A 17410-nucleotide genomic window follows, 5' to 3' on the forward strand; every position below is an offset into this window, starting at 1 on the left:
AAGGCCAAAAGCGGGTTACCTGGCGAACAACGCACCCTATGGTTTCGGAATCACGCTCCTCCCGACGCTGGGAGAAAGGCGCGCTTCTGGTCGGTTTCGTCTCGCTCGCAGCGGCGGTGCTGCTGGCCCACGGGTCGCCGCCGGAGGCCTACGAACTGTCCATCTACGGCGCGACGCCGGTGGCGTTCTGGGTCGGAGCGGCGGTCGCGCTGTTGGTGACCATCGCCGTCTCGCTGGCCGGCACCGAACTCCCCCGAAAGCTGGCGCTGTTGCTCGGGGGGACGACGATGCTCGCGGTGGCGTCGTTACCGGTCATCCGCTCGTACTACTTCTTCGGCGCGGGCGACTCGCTGACCCACCTCGGCTGGGCGAAGGACATCGCGGCCGGACGGCTGTCAGTCCTCGGGTTCCTCTACCCGGGGACCCACACGGTCGCGGTGTTCCTGGCCGACCTGACGGGGATGCCCATCCGGCGGGCGATGCTGGTGATGGTGATGGCGTTCACCGCGGTGTTCCTGCTGTTCGTCCCGCTGGCGACCTGGGCGGTGACCCGCGACAAGCGCGCGACGACGATCGCCGCGCTCGCGGCGTTCATGTTCCTGCCCGTCAACAACATCAGCGTCTTCGAGATGGCCCACCCGACCTCCCAGGCCATCCTGTTCCTCCCGCTGATACTCTACCTGGTCGCGCGCTACGCGACCGACGCCGGCCGGGACACGCTCCCGTTCGGTACCGCCGAGGGCGTGCTGCTGGCGCTGACGTCGGTCGCCATCGTACTGGTCCACCCCCAGCAGGCCGCCAACGTCGTCCTGGTCTTCGGGGCGCTGGTGGTTCTGCAGTTCGTGGCGCGGTGGGTCGGCACCGCCGAGCGCGACCACCGGTCGCTGCTGCTCCAGACGCTGTTCCTCGTCGGCGTGTTCGCGTTCTGGGCGCCACGCCACGAGCGGGCCTCCGGCGCGTCGACCGCGCTGGTCAACATGCTACTCCACGGCGCGAACGTCGGGAGCGGCATCCAGGCGCGGGCGGTGTCGCTGGGCGCCATCGGCGGGAGCTTCTGGATGCTGTTCGCCAAACTGTTCCTCGTCAGCGCCATCTTCTGCGGGCTGGCGGCGCTGCTCGTGCTCGAAAGCGGCCTGGGGCGGGTCGGCGACCCCGACACGAGCGCGTTCTCGCGGTACTACGGGCTGGCGCTCGTCCCGCTCCTCGGCCTGTTCGCGGCGTACCTCGCGGTGAGCTACGCCCAACTCCACTTCCGCCAACTCGGCTTCGTGATGGTGCTGGTGACCATCCTGGGGGCGATGGCGCTCTCGCGGTTCGTCGGCGGACTCTCGAAGCGGACCTCCTCGGGCACCGCCCGGACCGTCCTCGGCGTCTTCGTCGTCGCCATGCTGGCGCTGTCGGCGCCGACCATCTACCAGTCACCGTATATGTACCAGGGGACCGGCCACGTCACGGCCGCGCAGATGGACGGCTACTCGACGGCGTTTGAACACACGGACCAGAAGCGGCTTCCGGGTATCCGAGCGCCGGGAGAGCGGTTCGCCGACGGCATCATGGGCTACCAGCAGAGTCGTGCCGGCAAGCCCAGCGCGCCGAGCCTCTACAGCACCAGCGCGAACGTGACCGGGCAGAACTTCACCGGGAGCCGGGTCGCCAGCTACCTCGACGGGCGGTACCTCGCGTACACCGACGCGACCCGCCAGCACGAAATCCAGGTGTACGAGGGCCTGCGGTTCCCGAAGTACGGCTTCCGATCGCTCGACGCGACGCCGGGGGTCAACCGGGTGCAGGCCAACCGGGGTTTCCAGCTGTACCGAATCAACCGAACGGCGTAACACCGACGACGTGACGACCGTAGACCGACGAAAAATGGACGAAAATCGACACACGGAGGACGAAACGTGGACGTAAAACGAATCTCGCGCGGACTCAAGGCGACGGTCGGGGCGCGGACGCTCCACATGGTCGCCAGCGGCCTGCTGACGCTGGTACTGACCAGGTTCCTGATCAGCCAGTCCGAGTACGGCCTGCTCGGGTCGGCCGTCGCGGTGCTCGGGGTCGCCCAGCTGTTCGGCGACCTCGGCATCGGGAAGGCGGCGGCCCGCTACGTCACCGAGTACCGCGAGAAGGACCCCGGACAGGTGCCCCACGTCCTGCGGGCCGCGGTGGCGTTCCGCGTCGTCGCGGTGGTGCTCGTCGGCGGGGCGTTCCTGGCGTTCGGCGATGCGATCGCCGAACTCGTCGGCCAGCCCGCGATCGCGCCGCTGCTCCGAATCGGTGCGGGCTACGTCGCGGTCCACTCGCTGTTCACCTTCTCGATGGTCCTGTTCCAGGGGTACAACCGGGTCGACTACAGCGCGGCCATCCGGGCGGTCGGCACCGTCGGCCGCCTCCTGCTGGCGGTCGCAGGAGTCTTCCTCCTCGGCGGCGCGGTGGGGGCGATGACCGGCTACGTGGTCGGCTACGGCGTCGGCGCGGCCGCCGGCCTCGGTCTGCTCTACGTCAAGTGCTACCGCGGAACCGAACGCGCCGACCGGGCCGAGGCGGGACTGGCCCGCCGCGTGTTGCGCTACAGCGTGCCGCTGACCGCGACCCGGGGTGCGAACGTCCTCGACAAGCGGGTCGACACCATCCTGGTCGGCTACTTCATGAACCCGGTCGCGGTCGGCTACTACTACCTCGCCAAGCAGGTCGTCGGGTTCATCCAGACGCCCGCGGCCTCGCTCGGGTTCACCATCTCGCCGACCTACGGCGAGGAGAAGGCCGGCGGCGACACCGAGCGGGCGGCCCGCCTCTACGAGACGACGCTCCGGCACGTCCTGTTGCTGTACGTGCCGGCGGGCGCGGGCATGGTGCTGACCGCCAAGCCCGCGCTCAGGCTCATCTTCGGCGAGCAGTGGGTGCCGGCCGCGCCCGTCCTCCAGGTGTTCGCGGGCTTCGTCGTCCTCCAGGCCATCGCGTACATCACCAGCGACGCGCTCGACTTCCTCGGCCGGGCGACCGAGCGCGCCTACGCGAAGGGCGCGACGTCGATAGCCAACTTCCTGCTGAACCTCGTGCTGATTCCGGAGTACGGCGTGGTCGGGGCGGCCGCCGCCACGGTGGTCACCTTCGGCGCCTACGTCGCGGTGAACCTCTGGGTCATCCACAGCGAACTCGACCTCTCGGTCGACCGCATCACCCGCCACCTCGGCGCCGTCGTCGCGGTCACCGCGGCGATGTCGGTGGCGGTGTGGGCCGCGCTCACCACCGCACCGAGTCCGGTCGCGGTCGTGCTGGCGATACCGCTCGGCATCGCGGTCTGGGCCGCCCTGTCGGTGTTCGGCGGCCTGCTCGACCCCGACCGCGTGTCGGCGATCCTCTGACCGGACGACCCTCGGCGTCGGCGTCCGCGACGTCGACACCGACACCTCTTCTCGCAACTCGCTTCGTAGCCACTGTACTCGGCCCGTCGCTTCGACGGTCGACTCCGCGACCAGCGCGCCGACAATCGACGACGACGGTGACGAGCGACTGCGACGCCGACAACGCAGTCCCCGGACACGCCGGTGAGAGAGACGACCGATATTCAGCGAGCGCGAGGACCGCGACCTCGCGTTGAGTCGGCCGAGGGCGCTCGTCCTGACGAGCGCCCTCGGCCGACCGTCGCGGTTCGGCGTCGAGTTCTCGGCCGGCCGAGACGCGGCGACCGCGCCGCGTGTACAACGTACATGCGGCACGGCACACCGAAAGCGGTGCCTAGCGACCGGCCGAGAGCGGACCGAGGGTCGGGACCGGCGCGGCCGCGCCGGTCCCGACCCGACACCGTGACAGCTTTTGGCGCACGATTTCGGCGGAAGGCGCGGCCTACGCCCCCGAAGACGGGCCATAACAAAGGACGACACCGCCCTCACGTCGAACAACGACGGACGGCACCGCCGTCCGTATGATACATCATGACGACGGAAACAACCGACGCAGACCGGGCGTTCGTTCTCGGACTCGACGGGGTACCGTGGTATCTCATCGAGGAGTGGGTGGAAGACGGAAAGCTACCGAACTTCTCCCGCCTCGTCGAAGAGGGCGCGGCCGGGCCGCTGGAGAGCACGATGCCGCCGACCACCGCGCTGGCGTGGCCGACCATCGCCACCGGCACCTGGGCCGACAAGCACGGCGTCTACTCCTTCCGGGACGTGCAGTCGGACTACACCAACCGGATGAACACCAGCAACGACCTCAAACAGCCCGAACTCTGGGACGTGCTCTCGCCCGCCGTCGTCGGCAACGTCCCGATGACCTACCCCGCCGACGAGATAGACGGCAAGATGGTGACGGGGATGATGACCCCCGAGATCGGCGAGGGGTTCACCCACCCGCCGGAACTCCGCGAGGAGATCGAGGAGAAGATTCCCAATTACGACGTCGGCCTGTCGTGGGACGAGTACCACGGCCGACAGGACGAGTTCCTCGCCGACCTCGCCGACCTGCTCACCGCCCGGCGCAAACTGCTCCGACAGTTGATGGAAACCGACGACTGGCGGCTCTTCTTCTTCGTGTTCACCGCCCCGGACCGCCTCCAACACCTCATCTGGGACGACGACGTGCTGCTGGGCCACTACCGCGAACTCGACGACATCCTCGGGGAGGTCCTCGACTACGTCGAGGAGCGGGACGCCAACCTCTTCGTCGTCTCGGACCACGGCTTCGGCCCGGTCGAAACCTACGTCCACACCAACACCTTCCTCGAACGCGAGGGCTTCCTCTCGCGGAAGGGCGGCTCCTCGCGCGGAGCCCTCGAAAAACTCGGCCTGACCAAGGACAAGGTCCGCGGCGCCATCAACGCGATGGGCATCAACGAGAAGGCGCTGTACGACCACCTGCCCGACTCCATCGTCGAGTCACTGGCCTCCTCGGTGCCCGGCACCCACGAACTCTTCGACGTCGACTTCGAGGAAACCGTCGCGTTCACCCACGGCTCCGGCGACCTCTACATCAACGACACCGAGCGCTTCGACAGCGGAATCGTCGAACCGGAGGACGTCCCCGAGGTCAAGGCCCGGGTGCGCGAGCGCCTCGAAGCGCTCCAGGACCCCCAGACCGGCGAAACCATCCTGAACGTCTACGACGGCGACGAACTCTTCGTGACCGACCCCGAGTCGCCCGACCTCGTGGTCCGGGCGGTCGACGGCTACCTCGTCGGCAACTCGCTCACCGACCGCGTGTTCCGCGACAGCGAGATGGACGCGACCCACCGTAGCGAGGGCGTCTTCTTCGCGTGGGGGCCGAACGTGGGCGCGGAGACGACCCCCGAAGACGCCACCGTCGCCGACGTCGCCCCGACCCTCCTCCACAGTCTCGGGGAGGCGGTTCCGGACCACGCCGACGGCCGGGTACTCTCGGAGGTGTTCGACGACGACTCGAAGGCCGCCCGCCGGGCGGTTTCGCGCCGGGCGTACGACACCGCCGGCCCGGAGGACGCGGTGGAAGCCGACTTCGACGACGTCGAGTCGCGCCTCCAAGGCCTGGGCTATATGGAGTGACCCCCCGAGATGGCTACCATGGAAGACGACCTTCGCCAGCGCGACCCGCCCGCCGTCGAGGCCATCGACCACGACGTCTCGAACCAGTCGGTCCTCGTCACGGGCGGTGCGGGGTTCGTCGGCAGCCACATCGCCCGGGCGCTGGTCGGCGATAACGAGGTCCGGGTGCTCGACGACTGCTCGGGCGGGGCGGCGGAGAACGTCCCCGACGACGCCGAACTCGTCGAGGGCGACGTCCGGAACCCCGAGACGGTCGCCGACGCGATGGACGGTGCGGACCTCGTCTTCCACGAGGCCGCGCTTGTCAGCGTCGAGGAGTCGGTGAACGACCCCCGAAAGAGCCACACCACCAACGCCACGGCGACGCTGGAGGTGCTCGAACGCGCTCGCGCCGAGGACGCCCGCGTCGTGCTGGCGTCCTCGGCGGCCGTCTACGGCCACCCCGAGTCGGTTCCCGTCGCCGAGGGCGACGCGAAGGAACCGACCTCGCCGTACGGCATCGACAAACTCGCGCTCGACCACTACGCCCGGCGGTACCACGACCTCTACGGACTGGAAACCGTTCCGCTTCGGTACTTCAACGTCTACGGTCCGGGCCAGAACCCCGAGTACAGCGCGGTCGTGAACGTCTTCTTCCGGCAGGCCGCCGAGGGCGGCCCGCTCACCATCGAGGGCGACGGCCAACAGACCCGCGACTTCGTCCACGTCAGCGACGTCGTCCGAGCGAACCTGCTCGCGGCGACCACCGACCGCGTGGGCGAACCGTTCAACGTCGGCACCGGGCACAGCGTCACCGTCGAGGAACTCGCCGAGACGGTGGTCGAGGTGACGAACTCGGACGCTGAGATAACCCACGTCGACCCCCGTCCGGGCGACATCGACCACAGCGAGGCCGACATCTCGAAGGCCGAAGATGCGCTCGGCTACGAACCGACGGTGTCGCTGGAGGCGGGACTGCGGGCGCTGGCCGAGGAGAAGGGTCTGCGGTAATCGGGGCGAGGAAGCCACGAGAATCGTTTCAGCCATCGAATAGCTTTTCTCGTTGCCGAAAGACGAGGCGGTATGAACCGCCGCGCCCTCCTTCGAGCCACCGCCGGAGCGTTTGGAGTCGCTCTCGCCGGATGCGCCGCGACCGGCGGCGACAGACCGACGCCGACGACGGTCGCACCGGTCGCCTCGGACCTCGTCCGCTCGGGGATCGGTCCGTTCCCTCACGGAATATCGGTTTCCAATCCCGGCGACGACTCGGTTTCGGTCACCGTTCGAGTCTCCCGCGACGACGACCTGCTCTACCGGAAGACCCACCGCGTCCCGCCGGGGGACACCGAACGGACGGTCGCCGGAATCACCGAAGGGAGTTTTCCGGAGGGAAATCGGACCGTCCGAATCGAATTCGCGTCGGGCGACCGGACGAGAGGGGTGACGGTCGAGGTGCACGACTGCTTGGGGGACGTAATCTGTTCGGTCGGGTCGGACGGACTCGACGTTATATACTCTATCTGTTGAAAACGGAACTCCGAAAACCGACGCCGAAGTCGGTTACTCGGGGGTTCCCTCTACTTTCGAAAACGCCGAGTCCGCGTTTCCTCCGTTCCGACGGAGGATGCGCAAGAAGCGCCCTCACGTTCCCCGGCGCAGGTCACTTCTCGTTGATGGACTCGCTGGCGATGTTGCGCCCGCGAGTCTTCAGACTCACTTCGCGGCGCTTTCGCACCTCTTCGAGGACGTCGACCTCGATGAGTCGCTCGAAGATGCTCTCGACTTCGTCGACGTCCATGCCGAGGAAGTCGGGAATCTCGAACGACGAAACCCCCGAGTACAGCGCCATCAGCACCTCCTTCTCGACCTCGCTCAGTTCGACGCCGCCCTTGCTCTTTCGCTCGCCCTTCCGGAGCAGCGTCTCCAGCAACGAACACCGCCGGGTCTGACCCGAGATGTACGTCTGGACGCTCGTGTCGCCCTGGGTGTGTTCGACCTCCAGGACGGTCCGCTGCTCGCCCTTGACCGTCCGGGTCCCCCGGTCGACCCCGCCGATGTCGTCGAGTTCGATGCCGACGAACGTGCCGCTGGCGATGGCGACGTTCACCATCCCCTCCGAGATCTTGATGCGCGCCTTCTCCCAGTCGGTGTTCTGCACCACGCCCCCTTCGACCGCCGGGTGCTTGGTGAGGATCATCTGCTGGTTGAGGAGCGCGCCGTAGACGTCGGTTTCGAACTCGTCGATGTCGACGCTCGTCGACAGCAGGACGACGTTGCGGCCGAACTCGATGCTCAGGTAGTCGGAGACGCTGGTGACCGCCTGGTTGACGTCGTACCGACCCTTGATGCCGTTGACGTCCGAGAGCGGAATCGACCGCTTGCCCTCGTTGCCCGCGAGCACGAGTCGCTTGTTCGACAGTAGAATGCGGCCGCTGGTCCAGTCGGGGTCGTTCAGCTTCCGGCCCTTCTTGACGACCTGCAGGAACTTTCCCTGCGTGTCAGTTATCTTGTACTCGCCTTCGCTCATGCGTAGTGTTCGTCGCCGGTCCCGTTCGGGCGACGGCGACGGTCGGATGGTAGTCTGTTCGAAACGGTCGTAGCGGGGAGGGACATGGCAGAGATTGGAGACGGTAGGTGGTCAGGCGTTGCGCATGTCGTCCACGCGGGACGACAGTTCGTCGATGGCCTCGGTCTGCTGGCGGGCCGCGTCCACGATGTCGGTCGTCGCCTCTTCGACCTCGCGGGTCCGGTCGCGGACGTCCTCGACGGTCGCCGTGACCTGCTCGACGTTCGCGGCCTGTTCGTCGTTGGCCTGCGCGACCTCTGTCACGCCGGTCGCGGCCTCCTCGACCGCGTCGGCGATCTCTTCGAGCGCCACCAGCGCGTCCTCGATCTCGTCGCCGGCGGTCTTGACCTGCTCGTTGGACTCCTCGACCGCGACGACCGTCTCGTTGGCCTGCGACTGGATGTCCTCGATGCGGGTCGCGATCTCCTCGGTGTGCTCGCGAGTCTCGTTCGCCAACTGCTTGACCTCGTCGGCGACGACCTCGAAGCCGCTGCCGGCCTCGCCCGCGCGGGCGGCCTCGATGTTGGCGTTGAGCGCGAGCAGATTCGTCTGGTCGGCGACCTCCGCGATGACCTCGACCACGTCCTCGATCTCGTTCATCTGGGACTCGAGTTCGGTCACGGTTCCCACCAGGTCCTCGCTCATCTCGATGACCTCGTCGGTCGCCTCGCGGGCGCCGGTGCTGGATTCGAGACCGCTGTCGGCCGACGCCTTGGCCTGCTCGGCCGCGGAGGCCACCTGGTCGGAACTGGCGGCGACCTCCTGCATGCTCGCCGAGAAGTTCTCCATCTGCGTGGCGACCTCCGACAGCTGATCGGTCTGTTCGTCCACGCGGCGTTCGATGACGCGGGCCGATTCGGCGGCGTTCTCCACCGAGCCTTCGAGGTTGTCGGTCTGGTCGGCGACGCGCTCGGTCAACCGCTCGAACCGCTCGCCCATGGCGTTCACCTGGTCGACGACTTCGACCAGCGAGTCGTCGACGACGCCGTACTCGTCGTCGTACGTCGCCCGTGCGGAGAGGTTGCCCGTCTCCATCGCGGTCAGCGTATCGATGAGTTCCTCGACGAGCGCGGTGACGCCCTCCTGCCGGCGCACGTCTTCGGTGCGGTCGCGGATGGTTTCGACGACGGCGACCAACTCGCCGCCGTCGTACACCGGCATCGCCGAGAAGTCGATTTCTCGCTCCTTGCCGTTGGCGTCGACCATCGTACTGCTGTCGACGTACAGCGTTCGGTCGGCGTCGGCGCGTTCGACGCCGAACTCGCGGTCTGCGGTTTCGGGCGCCTCCGCCACCTTGTCGGCGAGCGTCTGCACCCGACGACCGTCGGGGTAGAACGCCTCGCTGACGTGGGTCGTGCCCAGCGCATCCTCGGCGGGGACGCCGGTCAGCTCTTCGAGCGCGGCGTTCCACGCCGCGACCTCCTCTCGCTGGGTGTCGAGCATGAACACCGGGACGCCCACGCCGTCGAGCAACTCGTCGTCGTCGACGTTGAGTTCGCCCTCGTCGTCGCCGCCGACGCCGTACACGTCGAGACCCGCCTCCATGTCGGTGAACGTCGCCGACACCGACGACTGTAGCTCGCGTTCGGCGCGCTGGAGCTCCGACGCGACCGCATCGTTACCCGACCCGAGTCGGGCTTCGAGCTGTTCGAACGTCTCGGCGACGAGCGTCTGGACCCCCGCGCCGTAGGTGGCGGCGAACGTCGCCGGGGAGACGCCCGCGGTGGCGTGTCGCTTCCCGAGTTCCGGGGCGTCGGTGACCGCCTCATCCGGGTCGTTGACCGCGTGGCCGAGGTGGACCGCCTGCGCCTGCTGGAGGTCTTCGCTCACGTCGACTCCTCGATACGTTTCGGATAACATCGAAAGGGTGACGGTTCCGCTCGACGAGACGGATACCGTCTCTGTCTGCATACCGCCGTCGAACGTCACGCTCCGCTGGCGTTCGGCGTGACCGTCACCGGTTCGTAATCCGGATAGAACTTTCAGTAGCCTGTCCCTGACCATCTCTGCCGGAAAGAAACACTAACCCGATATAAAACTTTACGCGAATTTCACGCGCGATAACTCCGGTCAGTCGCGTCCACCGAGCTTCGAGAGCGCCGAAAACGCCCGCTTTCGCACCTGCTCGTCGTCGGTCCGATCGATGAGCGTACTGAGGCGATCGCGGGCGCGCTCCCCGCCCACCTTTCCGAGGGCGAACGCCGCCTTCGCCCGTGCGTCGGCGCTCACCTCGGGGTCGTCGAGCAGATCGAGCATGGCGTCCTCGGCCACCTCCCCGCCGACTTCGGTGATGCTCGTCGCGGCGAACTGGGCGGTCATCGCGTCGTCGTCGTCCAGCACCTCCGCGAGGGCACCGACCGCGGCCTCGCGGTTGCGCGCGCCGGCGACCCGTCCGAGTAGCCACGTCGCGTTGCGTCGCTGGTGAGGTTGACTGCCCTGTTCGAGGATGTCCACCAGTGAGTCGACCACGCTCCGGTGGTCGGTGTGGCTGAGCTTCTCGACCATCGTCTCTCGGAGCTTGTGGCTCGCCTCGGCCGGGGCGTTCGAGAGCAGTTCGATGAGTGAGAACACCGCCGCCCGACGGACCGCCTCGTTCGGGTCCGACAGTAGCGATATCAGCGCGTCCAACGGTTTGACGCTCCCGAAGTTACCTAGCGAGTTGGCGGCGATGCGCCGCACCGTCTCGCTGTCGTCGTCCAGTAGTCCCAGGAGCGCCGACAGCGCCTCGCCGCCGCCGATACGCCCGAGCGAGTCTGCCGCTTCCCGACGAACGTCGGCGCTGTCGTCGTTCAGTGCCCCCCGAAGTCCCGAGACGGCTCGCGGATCGCCGATGCGTCCGAGGGCGCGCGCCGCCCGCGCACGGACCCGAGGGTCCGGGTCGCCCAGTCGTTCGACCAGCGCCTTCGTCCCATTCTTGCTCCCGATGCGGCCGAGCGCGTTCGCCGACGCCATCCGGAGCTCCGGTCGGTCGGCGGTCAGCGACTCGACCAACGCTTCGGCCCGCGCCCACTCCGCTCCCTCCGTGGGAACCTCCTCGCCCGAAATCGCGCCGATGAGTTTCTCGACGGCGTGGCGCTGATCGAGCGCGTCTATCGCCGCGGCGCGCACCCCGTCGCTGTCGTCCTCGCGGGCGGCCGCGACCAGCGGGTCCAGAACGAGTTCGTCGGGCGCGTCGACGTCGCCGAGAATCTCGGCGGCGCGCCGTCGAACCGCCTCGTTGCTGCTATTCTTGAGCAGCGACGTCAACTCGTCGGCGTCGCCCGTCTTTTCGAGTTCGAACAGCGATGTCACTGCTACCCAATCGAAGCGGCCTCAGAAAAAGCGTTGTGGTCCCGATGAAGGGAAGGTCAGTCGGAATCTATCGCGTTAGACCGTGACGGCGCTCTCCTGAGAGAGCGACTGCGGGACGTTCACGCGGTAGATGGTGACCGCACCGTACTGGGTGGTCAACTTGAGTTCGACTTCCTCACCCTCGCCGAGACGGCTGTCAGTGATCGCAGTCGTGTTCAACGAAATCTTGAACCGGTCGTCCTGCTCGTCGAGCACCGGAACGGAATCAGACGGGTCCTTGATGGACGAGACGTTGAAGTAGTCGTACTTCCCAACATCTGCATCGGTCATCGTAGTCGGATTCTTCACCGCATCGCTTGTGAACTTGCCGTTATCGGAGTCCGCAGTTCCGTCCCTGTGGTTCGGAACCTGAGTAAGCGTGGTCGCACGATTCGGGCCGATCCACTCGATGGTGGCGGTCGAGAGGTTGATGTCGTCGGAACCGGACCCGCGCATCACGGTCAGGTTAATGTAGTCAACCCTCTCGTCATTCGCGACGTTACCGAAACCGGAGACGACCTGCACGCGGTTACTGACTTGCGCACTGCTCTCCTGACCGGTCTGCTCGCTCTTGGTCTGAAGGAAGCCGGCCGTGTTGATGAGGACGCCGGCGGCGATTGCCGCGACCAGCACCATCGCGATGAACACGATCAGCGTACCGATACCTACCTGACCTCTGTCGTTCAAGCGTTCTTTGAGTTTCTCTTTCATGTTTTCGCTCCTGTCCGACGGGCAACCTATCGTTGAGTCGGACGTTACCGGAACCGAATCAAAGCTATGTATTAAATCTACGGCCCTAATTATCGCTCGTGATACTACGTTCGTTGATATAAATAGTCGGAGACAGTTGGCGTTCAGTCTGTCGATTTCTCCGTCGACGAGAACGTCTATCGTTTCGACTACTCGGTGATACTGTAGATGACGAACAGGTAGCCGACGGTCGTGATGAGGTAGTTCACCGAGAGGAGCGTGCGCGTTTCGCCGAAGCCGGTCAGGAAGGCGCTGGCGGTGGTGGCGATGGCGGCCGCGACGATGAGCGTGAAGCCGATCGAGAGGTGAAGCATCTCGTCGCGGGAGGTGCGACTGTAGGCTCGCACGGCCAGCCCGACCATCGAGAGTCCGGCCGCCGCGAGGGTGAAACTGAACAGGACGTACAGCAGTTCTATCGTTCGCATGGGTTCGTCATTCGGAGACCGTTCTGGAGTTCGTTCGACTATTACGGGCTCGGGTCTTAACGTTGTCCTCGAGGTGTCCGGTCATCGTTCGGCTTTGAGGTCGCGCCAGACGTCTGCGAGCGAGTTCTCGACCTCCGGCCGGTCGTTCACGCCGACCTCGATGGCGCGATCTTGGAAGTCGATTTCGAGGGCGTCGACGCTCCGCCGGTACACCTTGGTTCGCCGTCCCTCGTCGGAGAACTCCCGGCCGGACAGCTCCAGCAGGTCGGCCTCCGTGAGTTCCTCGATGCGCCGGTAGCTCGTCGCTATCGGTATCTCGAGCTCGTCGCTTAGCTCCTGGGCCGATTTCGGTTCGCTCGCGGCCCGGAGTATCTCGGCGTTGTACTTGTTGCCGAGCACCCGGAGGAGTTCCACGGCCTCCATCAGTTATCGGGTTTGATAACAGGGGGATAAAAAGGTACCGTAGGGGACCAGTCACCCAACAGAAATTGACAGCTTTCGGAACGTCGGCAGCGACGGCGGACGCTACGAGAAGCCGCGTTTCGGCCCGCTTGACGACGAAATGTAGTGTAACGGCGCTCGCCGGTCGGGTTTCCGGGATAACAGGCGACAGTATAAAGTACCCCCCGCGGGACCGACCTACCATGTCAGAAACCGTTGGCGACGTGCAGGTTCTGGAATTCCGACTGGAGGACCGGAAGTACTGCATCGACATCGCGCACGTCGACGAGATCGTGGACAAGGACGACCTGACCCCGCTTCCGAACTCCGACCCTCGGGTCGAGGGCGTGATGGACCTCCGCGGGACGACGACGACGATCATCAACCCCAAGAAGGTCCTCGACATCGAGGAGACGCGGCCGGGCGAGCGGGTCGTGGTCCTGGAAACCGACGACGACGAGGGGAACGTGGGGTGGCTCATCGACGCGGTCGACCAGGTCGTGAGCATCGGGGACGCGACGGTCGACGAGTCCGTCGAGAGCGAGTCGGTGCGCGGCATCCTCCGGCAGGACGAGGGGTTCGTCGTCTGGGTGAAGCCAGAACAGATCAACGTCTGAATCGTTCCGCGAGCGTGTCGGGCGGGTTTTCGGTTGTACGTCTCTCTAACGAGTGTCTCCGTTTCGGACGCTCCCGCCAGCAGTAATCTCGGCGTGAGCGCGACTGCAACTGTCCCGGAAGCCCAACCTCGTCGCCTGTATCACCGAGCGCTTCCGTGAATCGTTCCACCGAACGTTCCAGCTGGAACGTTCGAGGTGGCACGCGCCGGCGCGTGATTCGTCTCGCTCTGCTGCGCGATAGACGACCGAGTATCCGAAGGGAACGACGGAGGCGGTCTTCGTCGAGTACGTCAAAAGATGATCAAAGGCCCGGGACAGCACTCACCGACCGGAGCCTACCGGTCGCGCGTCACGGTTTCGCCCGGCGGCACGCGCGCGCCGGCCGAGAGTTTGACGCCGGCGTTCAGACTGGTGTTGATACCGGTCTTCGCGCCGTCGCCCGCGACCACGCCGAACTTCCGGCGGCCGGTCGAGACGCGCTCGCCTTTCACCGTGAACTTCACCGCCTCGTCGTCGTGGCGGAGGTTCGCGACGTTCGTGCCCGCTCCGAAGTTGACCTCGCGGCCCAGCACACTGTCACCGACGTAGCTCAGGTGGCCCGCGGTGGCCCCGGCCATCAGGACGCTGTTCTTGACCTCGACACTGTGACCGACTTTCGCGTCCTCGTCGACGAGGGTAGCACCGCGAATGTAAGCGTTCGGCCCGACGCTCGCGCCCGACCGAATCAGCGCGGGACCCTCCACGACCACGCCGGCGTCGACCGTCGCGCCCTCTTCGACCACGACCGACCCTCGGAGGTCGGCGTCCTCGTGGACCTCGCCGCGAATCTCGCGGTCGAGTTCGCCCAACTTCCACTCGTTGGCCTCCAGCAGTTCCCACGGTCGCCCCACGTCGAGCCACCGGTCGAGTTCGACCGCGGTGACGTCGTACTCGTCGACGACGCGCGCGAGCACGTCGGTGATCTCGTGCTCGCCGCGCTCGCTCTCGGGAACGTCGAGCCACTCGCGGGCCGCCGCCGGGAAGTGGTACGCGCCGGTGTTGGCCAAGTCGGTCGGCGGGTCGGCGGGTTTCTCGACGATGTCGGTGACGGCGTCGCCGTCGGTCGAGAGCACGCCGTAGCTCGTCGGGTCGGCGACGCGGTGGGCGCCGACCGCCGGTCCGGCGTCGAACAGTTCGGCGACGCCGGCGGCGTCGTAGAGGTTGTCGCCGTTGAGCACGACGAACGACCCGTCTAGATGTTCGCGCGCGACGCGCACCGCGTCGGCGGTCCCCGCCTGCCGCTCCTGGACCGCGTACTTCACCGGCACGCCCGCGTACTCCTCGCCGAAGTACTCGCGCACGACGTCGGCCTCGTAGCCGACGACCAGTATCAGTTCGTCGGCGCCCGCCGCCGCCGCGGCGTCGGCCGCGTGGGCGGCCAACGGCCGGTCTGCGACCGGGAGCATCGGTTTCGGAAGCGACGCCGACAGCGGGCGAATGCGGGTCCCCTCGCCGGCGGCGAGGAGGACCGCCTGGGTCCTCTCGGCTGTCATTATCGGTGTAACCGCACGCCGGGACTTTGTTACCCCCTCCTTGTACCGTCCTAAGTGTGCGATACCGGAATCGTAGCCCCGGCCGTCGCAAACCGGCGCCGTCTTGCGACCTCGTTCTAGGTGCCACCTACGCGGCGAGTATTCCACCCTACCGGCGGGACAGCAAGTGTATAACAAAGGGGAGCGCCGGAAAAAGGTCGAATATCAGTCCCAGCCCGCCCCGTCGAGACGTCCGAGACGGTCCCAAGGTGTGATACACGTGAACGACAGAATCAATAGGCGACGGTTATTCGACTGCGCGCCAGAGTACGCCTCTGGACGAAACCGCGTACGGGTAGATTCGCATCGCGAGACGACGCTCTCGAACTATCAGGAGGTGAATGAATAATGTGTGGCATCATCGCTCGAATCGGCGACGAGGACGATAGCGCGGTGGACGAACTGCTGACCGGTCTGGAGAACCTCGAGTACCGCGGGTACGACTCCGCCGGCCTGGCTATCAAGAACGGCGGCGGCCCCGAGGTCTTCAAGCGCGAGGGCAAGATCTCCCGACTGAAGGAGGTGCTCTCCGACGAGGTCCCCGCCGGCGGACTCGGCATCGGCCACACGCGCTGGAGTACCCACGGCCCGCCGAGCGACGCCAACGCCCACCCGCACACCGACTGCACGGGCGAGGTCGCGGTCGTCCACAACGGCATCATCGAGAACTTCGACGAACTGAAGGCCGAACTGGCGGCCCGCGGCCACGAGTTCGAGAGCGAAACCGACACCGAGGTCATCCCGCACCTCGTCGAGGAGAAACTCGCGGCCGGCGCGAGCCCCGAGGAGGCGTTTCGGGAGACCATCGGCAAGCTCTCGGGTAGTTACGCGGTCGCCATGATCAGTAAGCGCGACCACGCGGTGTACGCGACCCGGCGCGGGTCGCCGCTCGTCCTGGGCGTCAGCGAGGGCGAGTACTTCCTCGCCAGCGACGTTCCCGCGTTCCTCGATTTCACCGACGACGTCATCTACCTCGACGACGGCGACGTGGTGGTCGTCGAACCCGACGACTACGCTATCACCACCCTCGACGGCGCGTCGGTGGAGCGCTCGGTCCAGACCGTCGACTGGGACCCCGAAGACGCCGGTAAGGGCGGCTACGAGCACTACATGCTCAAGGAGATCCACGAGCAGCCGACCGCGCTCCGCCAGACGCTCCGGGGTCGGGCCGACGCGACCACCGGCGATATCCAACTCGACGACTTCTCCGCGGGCACCTTCGAGGACGTCGGGCGCGTCCAGTTCGTCGCCTGCGGCACCAGCTACCACGCCGGACTGGTCGGCGCCGGCTTCCTCTCCGAAGGCGGCGTCCCCGCCCAGGCGTTCCTCGCCAGCGAGTACGCCACCAGCCAGCCCCCGGTCGACGACGACACCCTCGTGATCGGCGTCACCCAGAGCGGCGAAACCGCCGACACCCTCGCGGCGCTCCGGCAGGCCCAGCGCCGCGGGGCGCGGACGCTCGCGGTGACCAACGTGGTCGGGTCGACCGCGGCCCGCGAGTGCGGCGACGCGATGTTCATCCGTGCCGGCCCGGAAATCGGCGTGGCCGCGACCAAGACCTACTCCTCGCAGGTCGTCTCGCTGTCGCTGTTGTCCGAGCGAATCACCCGGGACGTGACCGGGACGCGGGCCGACGACGCCCGCGAACGGCTCGCGGCGCTGTCGGACCTGCCCGGCCACGTCCAGCAGATACTCGACTACACCAGCGCGCGACGGGTCGCCAAGCGGTACGCCGACAGCGACGCCTACTTCTTCATCGGCCGGGGGACCGTCCACCCGGTCGCGCTGGAGGGCGCGCTCAAGTTCAAGGAGATCTCCTACGAGCACGCCGAGGGCTTCGCCGCGGGCGAACTCAAACACGGACCGCTCGCGCTCGTCACGCCCGACACCCCCGTGTTCGCGGTGTTCACCGGGCGGAACGACGAGAAGACCCTGGGCAACGTCAAGGAGGCCGAGGCTCGGGGCGCGCCGGTGGTGGCCGTCGCCAGCGAGGCCAGCGAGGACGTCGAGCAGTACGCCGACGAGGTGCTCACGATTCCGGAGACCCACCCGGACGTGGCGGGCGTGCTCGCGAACGTCCAGTTGCAGTTGCTGTCGTACCACGCCGCCGACCTCCTCGACCGCGCCATCGACAAGCCCAGAAACCTCGCGAAGAGCGTGACGGTCGAGTAGAAACAGCCGATTACCGTGCAGAACGCACCTGAACGGTCGG

Annotated in this window: 14 protein-coding genes; 7 read left to right on the forward strand and 7 right to left on the reverse strand. The window is 66.8% G+C overall.

All coding sequences use genetic code 11. The features are described from left to right. Positions 1-38 precede the first annotated feature (38 nt). The 5 genes from NGM07_RS04315 to NGM07_RS04335 all read left to right on the forward strand — a co-directional run bounded on the left by NGM07_RS04315 (position 39) and on the right by NGM07_RS04335 (position 7025). Complete coding sequence (locus NGM07_RS04315) at positions 39-1835, forward strand: putative glycosyltransferase family protein (protein ID WP_253517611.1); 1797 nt, start codon at positions 39-41, stop codon at positions 1833-1835. 66 nt (positions 1836-1901) lie between these two features. Further along, positions 1902-3365, forward strand: a complete 1464-nt coding sequence (locus tag NGM07_RS04320; protein ID WP_253517613.1) for an oligosaccharide flippase family protein — start codon at positions 1902-1904, stop codon at positions 3363-3365. Between the two features lie 570 nt (positions 3366-3935). Beyond that, positions 3936-5519, forward strand: a complete 1584-nt coding sequence (locus tag NGM07_RS04325) for an alkaline phosphatase family protein (protein ID WP_253517616.1) — start codon at positions 3936-3938, stop codon at positions 5517-5519. 18 nt (positions 5520-5537) lie between these two features. Next, the gene (locus tag NGM07_RS04330; protein ID WP_253517617.1) at positions 5538-6509 is read left to right on the forward strand and encodes an NAD-dependent epimerase/dehydratase family protein; all 972 of its coding nucleotides are present in this window, start codon (positions 5538-5540) and stop codon (positions 6507-6509) included. Positions 6510-6581: 72 nt separating this feature from the next. Continuing rightward, positions 6582-7025 (forward strand): hypothetical protein, encoded by a 444-nt coding sequence (locus tag NGM07_RS04335; RefSeq protein WP_253517619.1) that lies wholly within the window; start codon positions 6582-6584, stop codon positions 7023-7025. Positions 7026-7158: 133 nt separating this feature from the next. Here NGM07_RS04335 and NGM07_RS04340 read toward each other — a convergent pair whose 3' ends face one another. The 6 genes from NGM07_RS04340 to NGM07_RS04365 form a co-directional block, all read right to left on the reverse strand. Continuing rightward, positions 7159-8025: a CheF family chemotaxis protein gene (locus NGM07_RS04340; RefSeq protein ID WP_253517621.1), complete on the reverse strand. Its 867-nt coding sequence runs from the start codon at positions 8023-8025 to the stop codon at positions 7159-7161. Between the two features lie 111 nt (positions 8026-8136). After that, positions 8137-9894 (reverse strand): methyl-accepting chemotaxis protein, encoded by a 1758-nt coding sequence (locus NGM07_RS04345; RefSeq protein ID WP_253517623.1) that lies wholly within the window; start codon positions 9892-9894, stop codon positions 8137-8139. A gap of 240 nt (positions 9895-10134) precedes the next feature. Next, complete coding sequence (locus tag NGM07_RS04350; protein ID WP_253517624.1) at positions 10135-11355, reverse strand: HEAT repeat domain-containing protein; 1221 nt, start codon at positions 11353-11355, stop codon at positions 10135-10137. Between the two features lie 75 nt (positions 11356-11430). After that, a complete protein-coding gene (locus NGM07_RS04355) occupies positions 11431-12105 on the reverse strand; it encodes a flagellin (RefSeq protein WP_253517626.1) in 675 nt (224 codons plus the stop codon). Between the two features lie 188 nt (positions 12106-12293). Beyond that, positions 12294-12569 carry a DUF7521 family protein gene (locus NGM07_RS04360; protein ID WP_253517628.1) on the reverse strand — a complete coding sequence of 92 codons (276 nt, stop codon included), beginning with the start codon at positions 12567-12569 and terminating at the stop codon, positions 12294-12296. An 81-nt stretch (positions 12570-12650) separates the two neighbouring features. Next, positions 12651-12992: an ArsR/SmtB family transcription factor gene (locus tag NGM07_RS04365; protein WP_253517630.1), complete on the reverse strand. Its 342-nt coding sequence runs from the start codon at positions 12990-12992 to the stop codon at positions 12651-12653. 221 nt (positions 12993-13213) lie between these two features. Here NGM07_RS04365 and NGM07_RS04370 point away from each other — a divergent pair, with 221 nt between their 5' ends. Beyond that, positions 13214-13627: a chemotaxis protein CheW gene (locus NGM07_RS04370; protein ID WP_253517632.1), complete on the forward strand. Its 414-nt coding sequence runs from the start codon at positions 13214-13216 to the stop codon at positions 13625-13627. A 335-nt stretch (positions 13628-13962) separates the two neighbouring features. On the opposite strand, the gene glmU is transcribed toward NGM07_RS04370, so the two are convergent. Further along, positions 13963-15159 (reverse strand): bifunctional sugar-1-phosphate nucleotidylyltransferase/acetyltransferase, encoded by a 1197-nt coding sequence (glmU, locus tag NGM07_RS04375; RefSeq protein WP_253517634.1) that lies wholly within the window; start codon positions 15157-15159, stop codon positions 13963-13965. Positions 15160-15546: 387 nt separating this feature from the next. Between glmU and glmS the strand changes: the two genes are divergently transcribed. Next, positions 15547-17370 carry a glutamine--fructose-6-phosphate transaminase (isomerizing) gene (gene glmS / locus NGM07_RS04380; RefSeq protein WP_253517636.1) on the forward strand — a complete coding sequence of 608 codons (1824 nt, stop codon included), beginning with the start codon at positions 15547-15549 and terminating at the stop codon, positions 17368-17370. The last annotated feature ends 40 nt before the right edge of the window (positions 17371-17410 follow it).

The sequence above is a fragment of the Halorussus vallis genome, assembly GCF_024138165.1.
GTDB lineage: Archaea > Halobacteriota > Halobacteria > Halobacteriales > Haladaptataceae > Halorussus > Halorussus vallis.

Coding starts and splice junctions, on each gene's coding strand:
- NGM07_RS04330 (WP_253517617.1), top strand. CDS start 5,538: ATGGAAGACGACCTTCGCCAGCGCGACCCGCCCGCCGTCGAGGCCATC.
- glmS (WP_253517636.1), top strand. CDS start 15,547: ATGTGTGGCATCATCGCTCGAATCGGCGACGAGGACGATAGCGCGGTG.
- NGM07_RS04370 (WP_253517632.1), top strand. CDS start 13,214: ATGTCAGAAACCGTTGGCGACGTGCAGGTTCTGGAATTCCGACTGGAG.
- NGM07_RS04315 (WP_253517611.1), top strand. CDS start 39: ATGGTTTCGGAATCACGCTCCTCCCGACGCTGGGAGAAAGGCGCGCTT.
- NGM07_RS04365 (WP_253517630.1), bottom strand. CDS start 12,992: ATGGAGGCCGTGGAACTCCTCCGGGTGCTCGGCAACAAGTACAACGCC.
- NGM07_RS04340 (WP_253517621.1), bottom strand. CDS start 8,025: ATGAGCGAAGGCGAGTACAAGATAACTGACACGCAGGGAAAGTTCCTG.
- NGM07_RS04325 (WP_253517616.1), top strand. CDS start 3,936: ATGACGACGGAAACAACCGACGCAGACCGGGCGTTCGTTCTCGGACTC.
- glmU (WP_253517634.1), bottom strand. CDS start 15,159: ATGACAGCCGAGAGGACCCAGGCGGTCCTCCTCGCCGCCGGCGAGGGG.
- NGM07_RS04360 (WP_253517628.1), bottom strand. CDS start 12,569: ATGCGAACGATAGAACTGCTGTACGTCCTGTTCAGTTTCACCCTCGCG.
- NGM07_RS04355 (WP_253517626.1), bottom strand. CDS start 12,105: ATGAAAGAGAAACTCAAAGAACGCTTGAACGACAGAGGTCAGGTAGGT.
- NGM07_RS04335 (WP_253517619.1), top strand. CDS start 6,582: ATGAACCGCCGCGCCCTCCTTCGAGCCACCGCCGGAGCGTTTGGAGTC.